11 protein-coding genes are annotated in these 14312 nt (G+C 40.3%); 8 read left to right on the top strand and 3 right to left on the bottom strand.

The window, feature by feature from the left end; translation table 11 throughout:
* Nucleotides 1–144: 144 nt before the first annotated feature.
* The 4 genes from ACMX3D_RS21215 to ACMX3D_RS21200 all read left to right on the top strand — a co-directional run bounded on the left by ACMX3D_RS21215 (nucleotide 145) and on the right by ACMX3D_RS21200 (nucleotide 4833).
* Complete coding sequence (locus ACMX3D_RS21215; RefSeq protein WP_162491113.1) at nucleotides 145–243, top strand: DNA topoisomerase I; 99 nt, start codon at nucleotides 145–147, stop codon at nucleotides 241–243.
* Nucleotides 244–267: 24 nt separating this feature from the next.
* Complete coding sequence (gene aroQ, locus ACMX3D_RS21210; protein WP_482747812.1) at nucleotides 268–720, top strand: type II 3-dehydroquinate dehydratase; 453 nt, start codon at nucleotides 268–270, stop codon at nucleotides 718–720.
* 234 nt (nucleotides 721–954) lie between these two features.
* A complete protein-coding gene (locus ACMX3D_RS21205; RefSeq protein ID WP_482747811.1) occupies nucleotides 955–1893 on the top strand; it encodes an ADP-ribosylglycohydrolase family protein in 939 nt (312 codons plus the stop codon).
* Nucleotides 1894–2094: 201 nt separating this feature from the next.
* The gene (locus tag ACMX3D_RS21200) at nucleotides 2095–4833 is read left to right on the top strand and encodes an HD family phosphohydrolase (protein ID WP_482747810.1); all 2739 of its coding nucleotides are present in this window, start codon (nucleotides 2095–2097) and stop codon (nucleotides 4831–4833) included.
* Between the two features lie 85 nt (nucleotides 4834–4918).
* Here ACMX3D_RS21200 and ACMX3D_RS21195 read toward each other — a convergent pair whose 3' ends face one another.
* Nucleotides 4919–5947, bottom strand: coding sequence for a hypothetical protein (locus tag ACMX3D_RS21195; protein WP_482747809.1), 1029 nt, complete (start codon nucleotides 5945–5947; stop codon nucleotides 4919–4921).
* A gap of 422 nt (nucleotides 5948–6369) precedes the next feature.
* Between ACMX3D_RS21195 and ACMX3D_RS21190 the strand changes: the two genes are divergently transcribed.
* The gene (locus ACMX3D_RS21190; protein ID WP_482747808.1) at nucleotides 6370–6822 is read left to right on the top strand and encodes an ankyrin repeat domain-containing protein; all 453 of its coding nucleotides are present in this window, start codon (nucleotides 6370–6372) and stop codon (nucleotides 6820–6822) included.
* Nucleotides 6823–6932: 110 nt separating this feature from the next.
* On the opposite strand, the gene ACMX3D_RS21185 is transcribed toward ACMX3D_RS21190, so the two are convergent.
* Nucleotides 6933–9362, bottom strand: coding sequence for an ATP-dependent helicase (locus tag ACMX3D_RS21185; RefSeq protein ID WP_482747807.1), 2430 nt, complete (start codon nucleotides 9360–9362; stop codon nucleotides 6933–6935).
* 103 nt (nucleotides 9363–9465) lie between these two features.
* On the opposite strand from ACMX3D_RS21185, the gene ACMX3D_RS21180 reads away from it, so the two are divergent.
* Nucleotides 9466–11124 (top strand): glycosyltransferase family 39 protein, encoded by a 1659-nt coding sequence (locus ACMX3D_RS21180; RefSeq protein WP_482747806.1) that lies wholly within the window; start codon nucleotides 9466–9468, stop codon nucleotides 11122–11124.
* Between the two features lie 46 nt (nucleotides 11125–11170).
* Here the strand turns inward: ACMX3D_RS21180 and ACMX3D_RS21175 are convergent, their stop codons facing one another.
* On the bottom strand, nucleotides 11171–12256 hold the full coding sequence (locus tag ACMX3D_RS21175) for a RuBisCO accumulation factor 1 (RefSeq protein ID WP_482747805.1): 1086 nt from the start codon (nucleotides 12254–12256) through the stop codon (nucleotides 11171–11173).
* A gap of 242 nt (nucleotides 12257–12498) precedes the next feature.
* Here ACMX3D_RS21175 and ACMX3D_RS21170 point away from each other — a divergent pair, with 242 nt between their 5' ends.
* The gene (locus tag ACMX3D_RS21170; RefSeq protein WP_482747804.1) at nucleotides 12499–13455 is read left to right on the top strand and encodes a response regulator; all 957 of its coding nucleotides are present in this window, start codon (nucleotides 12499–12501) and stop codon (nucleotides 13453–13455) included.
* A 93-nt stretch (nucleotides 13456–13548) separates the two neighbouring features.
* Nucleotides 13549–14241: a bifunctional demethylmenaquinone methyltransferase/2-methoxy-6-polyprenyl-1,4-benzoquinol methylase UbiE gene (ubiE, locus tag ACMX3D_RS21165; protein ID WP_482747803.1), complete on the top strand. Its 693-nt coding sequence runs from the start codon at nucleotides 13549–13551 to the stop codon at nucleotides 14239–14241.
* Nucleotides 14242–14312: the final 71 nt, after the last annotated feature.

The raw sequence follows: 14312 nt of genomic DNA, 5'->3' as shown, positions 1-14312 counted from the left end.
TCCCAAATTCTGGTTCAGCCAGGTTAGCAGCAAAACGTGTAAGATTAAGCCAATTTCCGCGTAGCTGTTAATTACAATAGGTAGTAACTCAGGAGCGGTCAGTTCATGGACTATATAGAAAAGGTACTGGAAAAGCTGAAGGAAATGGCACGCAAGCTGATTGAAGCCCTGCTGGGGCCAGAAGCTGAACCGGAACCGGAACTGATTCCGATTCCAGTCAATGAACGTTCCCGTCGTCGTTAAATTTGAAGGGACGGAAAATTGAGGGTGCAACCTTTAAGCATTTTGGTACTGCATGGGCCAAACCTAAATTTGCTGGGACAGAGAGAGCCTGGAATTTATGGTGCTGTAACTTTGGCTGAAATTAACCGTTTATTGCAAGAAAAAGCGGTAGAGATGCAAGTGAGCGTTGATACCATGCAGTCTAATCATGAAGGGGCTTTGGTAGACGCAATTCATGATGCTTTAGGTAAACACCAAGGAATTTTGATTAATGCTGGGGCATATACACATACAAGTGTGGCACTAAGAGATGCGATCGCAGCAGTTAATTTACCAACAGTAGAAGTACATCTAAGCAATATTTACCGTCGAGAAGATTTTCGCCATCACTCTTATATAGCGCCTGTAGTTATTGGACAAATCAGCGGTTTTGGTGAACAAAGTTATTTGTTAGGCTTACAGGCTTTAGTGCATCATTTGCGAAAGAATGAAAGATAAAGACTAAAGGCTGAAGGTTAAAGAAGTATTCAGAAGTAGAATTAAGAATTTAGAATCAATTAATGGGAAAAAGACCCACTACCAATAATTTTCACTGTATTTTTCATTTGATGCGGGTATAATCGCACAGTATTGATACTAAATTTTCATTCCTAAATCCTATTTCTGAAAAAAACGTAACAGTTTCTACGTTCAACTTCATACTTCATCCTTTACACTTCATACTTCAGAAATATGCGCTATTCACTTTTCAGTCGATTTAGAGGTACTTTACTGGGAGCTTTATTAGGTGCAAATTTAGCCAAGTCAGGAGAACAACAACTTCAAGCTTTCTCTGATATTGGTAAATTAATATTTCTGGGTACTGAAAGTCTGATTGCATTAGGCAAATTAGATTTAGATGACTGGAAACAACGTCAGCAACAAGAATTACCTAATTTCAATGCAAATAATAGTGTCTCTTCAGAAATAATTTTAGCCACCTTACCAGTGGCACTTTTTTTTCATGACAATCTGCTCAAATTGCGATCTAATCTTCTAGCTACGTACCAACTCTGGGGAGATGACTTAGTTGTACGAGATGGAATATTAGCAATAGGATATACGATCGCTTTATCTTTAACCGAAAAATTAGATTCTCAAACTCTTGTACCTCAAATAATTAGTTTTATTGGCGAAACACCAACATCATTACCAAAAAAATTATTACAAGTTAATGATTTGTTAACTAAACACGCTGGGTTAGAAAGAGCTAAAACAGAGTTAACTACACAAGACAAAACCAGCAGTGCGATCGCAATGGCATTTTACTGCTTTCTAAGTACTTTGGACGACTTTCGCTTAACAGTTTTACGGGCAACTCTCCATCCAACTCGGCTTTTACCTTCGCAAACTATAGGTGCGATCGCAGGAGCTTTATCTGGAGCTTACAACAGTACAGCAGGAATTCCTACCCAGTGGAGAGTTTTACATTCATCACCCGATTATTTTACTGGGATACTGGTCAATTTTCCGCAAATGCTAGAATTGACCGATGCACTTTTAACCGTGTGGTCAGGAGTATATAACCTGTCCCTACATCCAAAACATTTTTCCCCAGAAGGATGTATTATGCTTGACAAACAAAATTCTGTTTCTGTCTTTGCTGCACCACGCGTCATTCGGTCACGTTAATAAAGTGATCAACAGTAAATAACACTTATTAGTCCAAGCAGCACTTAGACTTAGAGTTTTTTATTTTTGTTTTAATTTTTACCTCCACCTAATTCTGTAGACAGATATCCTAACTAATTTTTGTTAATTACTTTCGATTAAAGCTTAAACTTTTCTTAAGAAAATTTTGTTCTGAGCTATCAAAATCAGTAGCCAGAGGTCATGAAAAAGCAGCAATTTTTTCAGTCCTTAACCCAGCAATTAACTAACTGGCGATGTTACACAATAAAATTTCGTCCAGTGCATTGGCTAGTTAAGAAAAGTCAAAATAGCCAAAACTTTCGTGGTCAACATCAAACAAATGTTTTCAGTAACTTTCGTCTGTTTTTGTTAAAAATTAGTAACAGCAGCAAACACCATAAACGAGCAACGGTATCCAGATCAATGGCAAAATCGATCAAAACTCAGACTGGAATTAGTGCAGTCGGTTTAGGCTGGGTACATCAAAAGCGTTCTTCTGTGGTTTTTGCGATCGCAGTTGTGTCTCTTACAGGGGTACTAGGTCATAAGCTATACAACCAACCCCAACTGCAAATAGGCACTCCAGCACCACAAACTTTCAAAGCGCCTTATTCTACAAGCATTGAAGATAAACAACAAACTCAAGCTCGACGCAAAGCTGTTAGTAGAAGTTCTGTACCGATACTAATGCTCGATGCGCAAATAACCGCTGATATTAACCAAGATTTGCAACAACTTCTAGATCAAGGTAATGAACTTCGTTCTACTGCTGGATCTTTTCCTTTTTTTGAGACCTCAGCGTTGTCGATAGCTACCCAGCAGTATCTACGTGCTTGTTCTGACTCAGAATGGAAAGCGCTACTAGTAGCTGTAGAAAATAAGAGTAAACAGAAATTAGAGCTTGTACCAAATAATCAAACTAGTCTCCGCCAGCAACAAAACCTCAGCACAAAACAAAAATTTAACCCTTCCAAATATCTCCCTTTATTTCCATCTGCAACGGGTTCATCCATTTACCAGCATCGTTCACCGACTAACCTCACCCAGCCTCTACCATCTGAGGAAGTTAAACCTGTTGATACTACTCAAAACAAAGACTTCCAACTAGCAGTGGGAGAGTTGGATGCTTACCGCATTACCACCTCGTCCCAAAACTTACTTTCATTGGTGCAGCAAATATCTCAAGTTCGCCAAGCCTATATCCAAGCTAAGTCTCAACTTTCACAATTAGCAACAACTAATCCAGAAACAGTTTATCAAGAGACTGTAATCTTAGATTTATCAGATGATGATTGGTCAACTACTTACACAGAAGTTCGCCAAATTGCTGAGCGGATTCTCACTCAGGGAATTCCGGAAGGACTCCCCGACAAAACTTTACAAGATGCAGTAAGACTACATGTAAAAGCTGTTGTGCCAAAAGATGCAGAAGCTTTAGCAACTAAGTTGTTGTTGACAGTGTTGAAGCCTAATTTAAAACGAGATGAAGAAAGAACCAAACTACAGGCTCAACAAGCAGCATCAGAAGTCTCACCTGTAATAGTGTCGGTCAAGCAAGGTGATGTGATTGTCCGTCAAGGACAAAAAATTACTGAGTGGCAGTTTGATGTTCTGGAGGAGTATAAATTAATTCGCCGAGAAAATAACTGGCCAGGGTTGGCGAAGTTAGCAGTGATCATTACAGGCGCAATTGGAATTTTTGTTTGGGTAGAAAAGCAAAACAAGTATCGATTACGACAACGCGATCGCCTATTAATATTACTGCTGACTTTGAGTACACCAGGAGCGATCGCAATGGGTATAATTCATACTACATGGAGCGCTCTTGGTTTGCTGTTAGGAAGCTTTTATGGGCCAACTTTGGGTACAACAGTCGTAGGACTATTGTTGCTAGTTATACCTACAAGTTTGGAAGTAAGTAAGATAGCGCTGGTAGCAGGTGCAGCTGGAGGGATATTAGGTAGTTGTATCGCCCAAAGACTGCGATCGCGGGAAGAATTAGCATTGTTAGGTGTAGCGATTGCGGCAACTCAAGGTAGTGTTTACCTAATTTTTAGTTTATTCATCGGTGCAGCATTTGGTACAGGCTGGTATATGGTCTTTCAAGAAGCCGGATTATTTGCTTTATCGGGTTTGGCTTGGAGTATCGTCGCCTTAGGCGTAAGTCCCTATTTAGAAAAACTATTTGATTTAGTCACTCCGATTCGGTTAGCTGAACTGGCAAACCCCAATCGTCCCTTATTAAAAAAACTCGCCACAGAAACTCCAGGAACTTTTCAACACACCTTATTTGTCGCTACCCTTGCCGAAGCTGCTGCTAAAAAGTTGGGATGTAATGTCGAACTAGTCAGGGCGGGTACTCTTTACCACGATATTGGTAAAATGCACGACCCTTTAGGTTTTATTGAAAACCAAATGGGGGGGCCAAATAAACACGAAACAGAAATTAAAGACCCTTGGGAAAGTGCCGAAATTATTAAAAAGCACGTCAGTGAAGGGTTAGTGATGGCACGTAAACACCTTTTACCAACAGCGATTCAAGCTTTTATTCCCGAACATCAGGGAACAATGCTGATTGCTTATTTTTATCATCAAGCACAGCAGCAAGCTCAAGCAGATCCCAGCTTAATAGTAGATGAAGCTGATTTTCGCTACAACGGACCAATTCCTCAATCGCGGGAAACAGGAATTGTGATGTTGGCAGATGCTTGTGAAGCTGCACTGCGATCGCTTAAAGAAGTTACACCCGAACAAGCTTTAACTACACTGAATAATATTCTGCGTGCGAGATGGCAAGACAATCAATTACTAGACTCAGGACTAACGCGAGATGAAATGACAGAAATTGCCCAAATTTTTGTAGAAGTTTGGCAGCAATTCAACCATAAACGCATTGCTTATCCCAAGTTAAAAACTAGTAATGAAAAGTTAGCTAAGTAGTTAAATTAGAAAATGGGTGTAGGTGTTCAAAACCCTCATATCCTTACACCCATTTTTAACAGACAATCTTGGTGCGTAAGTCCTGCTACCGCGCAATGTCTGGGTCTAAAACTATACGAGAGCCAGATTCATCAACATGATAAGTCCAAGACTGACGACGTACTCGTACAATCACTTCCCATCCTTCGATGGGGTTGTATTCCCTAGTACAGACCTCGCCAAAGTTAAAAATGCAGGGATTGCTAAAGGTTTTGCGGATAGCTTGGGTAATTCTTAAATCCCTCTCATCCTCACCCGAACGACGAGCCGCGTCTCGTAAAATTCTATCTGCGATCGCTCTTGGTAATTGATAACTGTTTTCTGAGTCTGAGTCGGCAATTTGGGGATCTAAAACGATACGAGAGCCAGATTCATCAACGTGATAAGTCCATGACCGTCCCTCAACTCTGACAATTACTTCCCATCCTTGAATAGGGTTATATTCTCTAGTGCAAACTTCGCCAAAGTTAAACTCGCAAGGATTACCAAAGGTTTTGCGAGTAGCTTGGGTAATTCGTAAATTATTAGTGTTGACACCAGAACGGCGGGAAGCATCTCGTAAAATTCGATCTGCGATCGCTCTTGGTAGTTGATAGCTGTTGTCTGAACCTGAGTCAATAGTATTTGGATCTAAAACGATTTGAGAACCAGATTGATTGCTGTGGTAAGTCCAAGACTGTCCCTCAACTCGGACAATTACTTCCCATCCTTGAATTGGGTTATATTCCCTAGTACAAACTTCGCCAAAGTTAAAAATGCAGGGATTACCAAAAGTTTTGCGAGTAGCTTGGGTAATTCTCACCTGACCATTTGGTACTCCAGCACGTCGCGCCGCATCACGAATTATGGAGTTAGCAATTGCTTGCGGTAGTCGAGTTGTACGAGTACGAAAGTGGTCAGGTAAGCGTTGAGATAGTTGTATTGGTTCGCCACCGGGAGCAGCTTCGGCTGAGTAATTATTCGTAAATCCCTGTCCAAAAGATAATAGGCTTGTTAAAGCCAGAGTCAAAGCAACACCTCTGGGAAACTTACTGGTGCTGTTGATTATTGGAAATAACTTTATATTTGATTTCATACCGTCACACCTGCGTAAGTAAAAATACTTTTTCCAAAAGCCAAACCTTTCGACCTTTGACTTTTGCGTAGCTATTCTAGGTGGGTTGACGGATGTCGCAGGTTGATTGTTGCTGATGTTGCTTGGTAATCTTCCGGTGTGCTTTAGAGTATGTTTGAAAAGTCTAAAATTCTATTAAAAACCCCTCTCCAAACCTCTCCCCGAAGCGGAGAGAGGCTTTGAAACCCTCATTCCCTCGTAGGGAAGGGGGGCTTGGGGGGTTAGGTTTTTTAAATTTTGATGTTACCGACAATACTTTTCAAACAACCTCTTATATTCTCATATAGAATGATTAAATTATTTATTATCAAATCTGAAACAAAATTAAGCTGTGTAGACATTTAGAGCATCAAACATGGTTTCATCATTTTGAGCTTTGGTTTATGGAAGAAGCTGAACAACTAGTTACTGCAATTTTTGAATCTGATTTTACCAAAATTCAGGATTTAATTAAGCATGGTATAGCCATAAATCAAGAAATAAATGAAAAAAGCCCATTAGCAATTGCTATCGAAGAAGGAAAACTAGAAATTGCAAAAGTTTTAATTGATGCTGGGGCAAATGTAAACTGGCGCTATAGCTGGTATGATCCTCTCTTAGTTTCTGTTGCGAGATCAGGAAACTTAGAAACTGTAAAGCTCTTAGTTGAAGCTGGAGCAAATTTAGACTTAAAAGATGATGATGGACATACTGCTTTATATAGTGCTGCATTGTATGAAAATCAGGCAATATATGATTATTTATATAACTTGACTGAACCTAGTGATTATCGAGATTGGGTAGATAAAGTAATTCTTCCAAATGCTTCAGAGACAACCAGAACAAATTCTTATTAGAGTAGTATAATTGCCTGATTTTATAGTTAAATAATCTTCAGGTGTATCACGATGTAAACCACCAAATCTCTTGTCAAATTAGAAAATTTTCATACTTCACACTTCACACTTCATACTTCCACTGATTCAGGAAACTGTCGCTTTAATGCAGGAAACACCGGACAAGGTGCTTGTTCTTGTAAATTATCTGGTTTACTCCAAGTGAAAGGTGCTTTTTGCGCCGCAGACATCCATAACAGACGCTTGGCGCGTGTCATCGCCACATAAAGTAAACGATACTCTTCAGCCGTTTTTAGGTGTTTGGCTTGTTCCCAAGCTTGGGTGACATCAGGTATACCAGATTCTCCGTGGAGCGCCGCGCGAATTTGGGCGCGTGCTACTTCTGATAAGGTGAAGTCTCCTAAAAACTGACTTTGAGGCGGAACCCAAAATCTACCAGGAATCAAATTTTCATGTAGAAAGGGAATGAAAACATAGTCCCAATCCAGCCCTTTAGCTTTGTGCATGGTAATGATGGTCAATTGATTCGCACGGGTGTAGTGAGCTTCTAAATCTTCTGTTTCCACAGGCTCAAAGCGTTCAGAATTGACAATTTCGCTTAAAGCTGACAGCATTGCACCCATTGAACTACCACCAGCTATTTGCTGATTAACTCGTTCTGCAAGTTTGTCAGCCGTTGCTAATTCTGCTTGGTCATAATTCAAAGCCAAAGCGAGAAAGGAAATTAATTGATACAACGGTAGTTCTAAACGGGCGCGGAGTAAGCTACGGCAAAGGTGAGCCGCTTTTTCGACTGGTTCTGCTTGGGGTGCGGCTAAAGGGCCGGGATATAAAAATTCTTCTGGTAAACTAGCCAAGGCGTTGAGGTCTTGAGTCGGAATTAATTGCCGTTGTACTAAGACTTCTAAGGCAGCTTTCAGGTAATCTGGTGAGTGCGGTCGATCGCAAAATTGCAGTAATGCCAAAATTTCTTGGGGTACATGAGAACGGCGATCGCGTTCGCCCACATCGTAAAGTGTAATTTTATGCTCTTTACATACAGGTGCAAGCATTTCAGCCAGCCATCGACCTTGGCGATTTTCTCTCACTAACACCGCCGCACGGGTATTTGTGGGGTCTGGCGTAAATAACTCAACCACTCTTTTAGCCAGCAGTTCGACTGTGTGATGAATATCACGGGGGGTATATAGTTCCAGCCCTTTACCTTCTGGTGCTGGGTTAGCATTTTTTTGCGGATCATTAGTACTAACTGGATAAATTGTCTGCGGACGGAAAGGAGAAGCAGCATTAATAAGTGGTGACTTTTGATTTTTCGCGCCATAAAAACTATTCACCCATTCCAAAGCGAAGTTAGCCGCCGCAATGATAATTCTTGTACTGCGCCCAGCTTGATTCATCGTTGCTAATTTTTCCACGCGATCGCACTCTTCGCAAAATTGCCGAAAATAAATTGGGTCGGCTGGTGTAAAGGTGGAGTTAATTGCTTGGTTAGGATCACCCACTCTTACGAGGTTAAGTGCTGAGTATTGAGTGCTGAGTGCTGAGTGCTGAGTGCTGAGTAAGATATTATGTTCTTGCTTCCCTGCTTCCTCGGCGGAATCAGAAGCTAATATTTCTAACAGTTTCGTCTGGAGTGGACTAGAATCTTGGGCTTCGTCTTCAAAGACAGCGAAAACTTGGTTTTGTTCGATGCGACGGGCGCTGTCATTTTCTAAGACGCGCAGGGCGGCGAGAATCATATCGTCGTAGTCGATGAAGTCGCGCGATCGCATTAAGTTTTGGTATTGTTCATACAACCCTGCCGCTATGCTTAAAATTGCATATTCATCTGATGTTTGTTCACTCCACTGTTGCAGTTGTTCTGGTGATATTCCCGAACTTTTGGCTTCGTGAATAACTGTAGTTGCTAAATCTGGTAAAACTTCTGTGCGTAGTACAGATTGACGACGCAATCTTTCTGTTTCTTCGCCGTCAAATTGTTGTCCTTCCAGTAAACGGAAATATTTTTCAGGATTGTTATTAATCCATTGTTCGACTGCTGTGCGAATTAAACGATGGCTTTGGCTAGGAGTAATTAATGTCAGATTTTCTAACTCTAAACTTGATAAATCAGGATAACGACTCGCTATATTTAGTGCCAAACCATGTAATGTGTAGACAGCAAAACCTGTTTGCGGTAAAGATAAATCTTCACGGAGATATTTCCGAATTTTCGCTTTAATATTGGCAGCCGCCGAACGAGTAAAAGTAACAACTACTAACTGACGGTGAACAGATGAACGTGACTGCGCCAAGCGTTCATACTGACGAGCGATGGCGATCGCCGCCGCCGCCGCCATACCTGTCGATTTACCTGCACCTGGAACCGCCGAAACCGCCAATGGCCCAGATTCCCAGTCAGCCATTTGTTGTTGTCCTTGGCGCAAGCCGTTGCGGATTGCTAAGATTTTTTCGTGCAATGATAAAACAGGCGATGACTGAGATAATTCTGATTGAGCAGATTCTAAAGGTACAGTCGCAGTAAAATTTGTATCTGACATAATGAATTTTATACTTTGGGCAGAATGCAATTATTCAACTACAGATGCGAATGATAATTGGTATTGATGTGATTTTGTAGTGAGAAATTTTCATAGTTTAATAATGGTAAATAGCAGATTTTCTCTACATTATTTTGGTTTAGTTGGAGCGATCGCACTTGGCGCTATTTTGCGCTTTTGGCATTTAGATTTAAAACCTTTATGGATGGATGAAGTAATTACTTCCATCTTTAGTTTAGGCAAAAATTATCATGAGTTGCCTTTGGATGTAATATTTCCTTTAGAACGTGTGCAGGAAATTTTTACCTTTCATCCAGGTGTCAGTTGTGCGCAAATAGCTACAAATCTTGATACGCAGTCTACCCATCCACCTTTATTTTTTTGCGCGATGTATCGGTGGTTAAGTTGGATGACTCCTTTGGGAACAGAATGGGTGACAAAATTGCGATCGCTTCCTGCTTTATTTGGTGTAGCGACAATTCCTGCAATTTATGGGCTAAATCGCATTGCCTTTTCTAAATCATCGGGAACTATAGCAGCTTTGGTGATGGCGACTTCGCCCTTTGCTGTGTACCTTTCCCAAGAGGCGAGACACTATACTGCACCGATGTTTCTGATTACCTTATCTTTGTTAGGATTGATGCAAATTCAGCGGGATATATTTGAGCGATCGCGCCTGAGGTTTTGGGTTTGGCTATTATGGACGATTACTAACAGTATTGCTCTTTATGTTCACTATTTTTTTGCTCTAGCATTTATTGCAGAAATAGCTACTTTAATCTTTCTAGTTTATCTGTATAAGCCAAATATTTTAATTATCAAAAAATTTTGGTTATTTCTATTTATTTCTAGTACTGCTGTTTTCATTAGTTTTATTCCTTGGTTCCTCAGAATATTCAATCATGTTCAGCGTACAGAAACAAATTGGTTGCCGACTCCTAACTACATTTCACCTTTATATCAAACTTTGATTAACTGGGTATTGATGATCATTGCTTTGCCTGTAGAAAATCAGCCTTTACCAGTAGCAATTATTTGTGTTTTACTTATGGTAATATTTTCTATTTGGTCGGGGCGTACAATATTTCAAGGTTTGCGTATTTTGTTATTAAATAATCAAACTAATATATCGACTAATACACTTTTAATTTTTACTATTTTTGTAATTTTAGAATTTTTAATTATTATTTATTTATTCGGTAAAGATATTACAGTTGTTCCTAGATATAACTTTGTATATTATCCAAGTTTTTGCGCTCTTTTAGCCGCAGGTCTTAATTCTAGCTGGAAAAATAAAAAATTAATCCCTATATTTTTGATAGTTAGTATTATTAGTTGTATTTTTGTTGTTTCTAATCTAGCTTTTCAAAAACCTTTTCAACCTGAAAAGGTGTCTCATAATATGAATTTAGAGCCATCTGTTCCACTAATGCTAGTTACAGGATATGGTAGTTATCAAGATGTAGCATTAGGATTAAGTTTTGCTTTAGCTTTAGAACCACTTAGAAATGCATATAAATTAGATAATTTTGCTTTTATTAATCAAAACTCTAATATAATTCCTTTTTGGCAGAAACTTTCGCAATTAACCGTTCCAGATACATCTAAGCTAAATTTGTGGATAGTCGCTCCTGGTTTGCGACGGCGCGATTATCAACAGCAGGTAATATTATCTGCTGGGCAAATCGTTTGTAATATAGACCCAACACACCACTATCGGATAGGAATTCCCTATCAACTTTATCGCTGTATTAAAACATAGTTCAAGCAGACAACTATCCAAGCGACTGATTGAAATCAAAAGTGAATTATTCGTCAATCAGCCAAGGTTCTTTGATGACTTCTTCATCTAAAATTTTCTTCGGACGCACAATGACAATCACTTTTCCCAGGATGGAAATGTCTGGTTCAGTTTCCAACCATTGAATATCTAATTCTCCGGTATGCTCAACTATAAAATAGCTATTAGCATCCCATTGTCTTTGAGCGCGATCAACAACTATTAGTAATTCTTCTCGCTTGTTTGATGCTTGATTAGGAAGGCGATCGCTATTTGCTAAAATCACCACAGGGTCTTCAGCGTTTAACAGGGCTTGCCAACCAGGTAAGGGAACCCAAGCTTGTTCTCCAGCAAACTTCACTATTTGGAATGGTTCAGCCGCTGTAATCAGAGGTACAGCTTGTAAATCTTGTGGCTTTAAGGGAAGTTTACCTACAACTGGTAGGATACGCGGTAATTCTTCTTCCGAGTCAAAGCGGTAAAAAGGCAACAAAGGAGCCGGGCGTTTAGGAACAACGGTAAAATCAACTAGTAGTTTTTCTAGTTGCTTCCTAGCGGAATCGGTGTGAGCAAAACGTAACCCTTTAGCTATTAAACGCGATCGCTCTGCTAAATCTGAATTTTGCCGGGCTAATTTCCAAGCTTGGTAAGCAACTGCATCCCCAACATGATCCGAAAATCCTTCTGGTAAAGTGCGTAACCAAGAGTAATCTTTAATTGCCTTGGCTACTTCTTTTGCGCCATCGAGATCAAGTTTGTGAGTAAAAGTCAGTTCCGCCGCCGCCGCCCGTTCTTCTTGAGAAAGCAAGCGTAATTCATATAAAACATCACTACCGCGTGTAGAGTAGTGCGATCGCGTCGCTTCTGATGCCCCTGCTTTTTCTATAGAATTGTAAACTTGAGCGCCAACCACTACCTGATTTTGTTGAATGGGTTCAAATCCAGTAGCTTCAAAAATTTCTTGGGGATTATAACCAGATTTTTGCAGAGTAGCGATCGCAATTCCCCATTCCACCCAATTACCTTGCTTTTGCCGTAGTTTACGCAGTAACTCCTGTGCATGATCGTTAGCAGAAGTTTCAGGGTTTTGGGCGTTGGGTGGTAAGTCAGTCATAATCTAGAGTGACAGATGGAAGTTGAGAAAACTACCGATACCTGATCGGCAAGTATTATTCTAATCTTTAACAGCGGACTATCTCTACACTCTACCGCCAAATAAAATTATGGGTTATCAATAGTACACACAAGTTCTGCCTTGAACTTATCAGTACCTTCACGCAAGGCTTAGTTACTGTATATCAACTAAGCTTGGTGTGGAATATAACACTATAGTGAATTATTTACAGGAATTATCTCATGGATAATCCCACGCTTGAAATAACTACAAGTCGTCGGCAAGCAGCTACATTAGAAAGGGCAAAAAAGCTCAAAATATTGGTAGTGGATGATGAGCCAGATAATCTCGATTTACTTTATCGGACTTTTCGGCGCGACTTTCATGTTTTAAAAGCTGATAGCGGCATCAATGCCTTAGAAGTTTTGGCAACAGAAGGAGAAGTAGCAGTAATTATCTCCGATCAGCGAATGCCAGAAATGAAAGGAACGGAATTTCTGAGTAAAACTGTGCCGCAGTTTCCCGATACAGTCAGAATTATCCTTACTGGCTTTACTGATATTGAAGATTTAGTAGAAGCGATTAATGCTGGACAAGTTTACAAGTATATTACCAAGCCTTGGGATCCAGGAGAACTGAAGGCAGTAGTTCAAAGAGCCGCAGAAACCTATGACTTGTTGAAGCAACGTACCGAAGAATTACGCCGTGCCAATGCTCAAATGGCGTTATTGTCTGTGTTGGTGCAAGTCACCCAAGCCGCAGATACTTTAGAGTCAATTTTAGAACCCATAGCTACAGCCTTTAGTGATAGTTTCGCCGCTGATGGCTGTATTTTGCAGCTGGTTGAAGAAAATCAATTAGTTGGTGTTCAAGGTGCATATAGCCGTGTTGGTAGTATTGTCAACTGGCTAGACAAAGACATCTTGGTAACGGAAGCGATCGCTACTGGTAAGATGCAGGTAGCCTTAAATGTTGCTAAAGATTCTAAACTCACTGGTCTATCGCACTATCAAGATACAGGTGTCCAAGCACATTTAGTTATTCCAATTACCTACCGCAATGGTATGTTAGGTGTGTTGTCACTCCAATGGAAACAACCTTGCTCTTTGCGAGAAGATGAACTGAACCTAATTAATTTATCCGCTCAACTGGTAGCGATCGCCCTAACTAGCAGTCGTTGCCATCAAGTACAAATTTAGTCAAGAGTCCATAGTTCATAGTCCATAGTGAGGTTATGTTGACTCTTGACTATGACTATTGACTATTGACTATTGACTATTGACTATTGACTAATGACTCAAGACATTCGTGCCATTTTTGACAGTATTGCTCCAGTATATGACCAGCTAAATAATTGGTTGAGCCTGGGACAACACATGATATGGAAGGAAATGGCTATTAAATGGAGTGGTGCTAAACCTGGAGATACTTGTATTGATTTATGTTGTGGGAGTGGTGATTTAGCGTTGCGTTTGGCGCGGCGTGTTGGCAACACAGGACACGTGTATGGTGTGGATTTTTCACCTAACTTACTAGCTACTGCTAAAGAACGCTCTCAACAACAATACCCCCAACCTGCCATAACTTGGCTAGAAGCTGATGTCCTCAATTTGCCTTTTGAGGATAACCAATTTGATGCGGCGACAATGGGTTATGGGTTAAGAAATGTTACAGATATTCCTAAAAGCTTGAGAGAGATTCACCGTGTTTTGAAGCCAGGTGCGAAGGCTGCAATTTTAGACTTTCATCGCCCGAATAATCAGCAATTACGCGCTTTTCAACAATGGTATTTGGATTCTATAGTTGTGCCAATGGCTGAACATATGGGCTTAAAAGAACAGTATGCCTATATCAGCCCCAGCTTAGATCGCTTTCCTACAGGAGATGTGCAGAAGGAATTAGCGCTTCAAGCTGGTTTTGCATCGGTTACACACTACCCCATTGTGAACGGTATGATGGGAGTGCTGGTAGTCAGTAAATCTTAGATTTAAGATTGGAGATTTTGATTGGCTCTGCTGGCACAGAAGCAGAAATAATCTAGAAATCAACATCTGAG

Source organism: Anabaena sp. TISTR 8404, from assembly GCF_056847745.1.
The sequence above is the reverse complement of the archived record's forward strand: the minus strand, read 5'-3'. Positions and strand labels throughout refer to the sequence as shown.

Coding starts and splice junctions, on each gene's coding strand:
- ACMX3D_RS21175 (WP_482747805.1), bottom strand. CDS start 12,256: ATGACTGACTTACCACCCAACGCCCAAAACCCTGAAACTTCTGCTAAC.
- ACMX3D_RS21180 (WP_482747806.1), top strand. CDS start 9,466: ATGGTAAATAGCAGATTTTCTCTACATTATTTTGGTTTAGTTGGAGCG.
- ACMX3D_RS21215 (WP_162491113.1), top strand. CDS start 145: ATGGCACGCAAGCTGATTGAAGCCCTGCTGGGGCCAGAAGCTGAACCG.
- ACMX3D_RS21190 (WP_482747808.1), top strand. CDS start 6,370: ATGGAAGAAGCTGAACAACTAGTTACTGCAATTTTTGAATCTGATTTT.
- ACMX3D_RS21170 (WP_482747804.1), top strand. CDS start 12,499: ATGGATAATCCCACGCTTGAAATAACTACAAGTCGTCGGCAAGCAGCT.
- ACMX3D_RS21185 (WP_482747807.1), bottom strand. CDS start 9,362: ATGTCAGATACAAATTTTACTGCGACTGTACCTTTAGAATCTGCTCAA.
- ACMX3D_RS21205 (WP_482747811.1), top strand. CDS start 955: ATGCGCTATTCACTTTTCAGTCGATTTAGAGGTACTTTACTGGGAGCT.
- ACMX3D_RS21200 (WP_482747810.1), top strand. CDS start 2,095: ATGAAAAAGCAGCAATTTTTTCAGTCCTTAACCCAGCAATTAACTAAC.
- ubiE (WP_482747803.1), top strand. CDS start 13,549: ATGACTCAAGACATTCGTGCCATTTTTGACAGTATTGCTCCAGTATAT.
- ACMX3D_RS21195 (WP_482747809.1), bottom strand. CDS start 5,947: ATGAAATCAAATATAAAGTTATTTCCAATAATCAACAGCACCAGTAAG.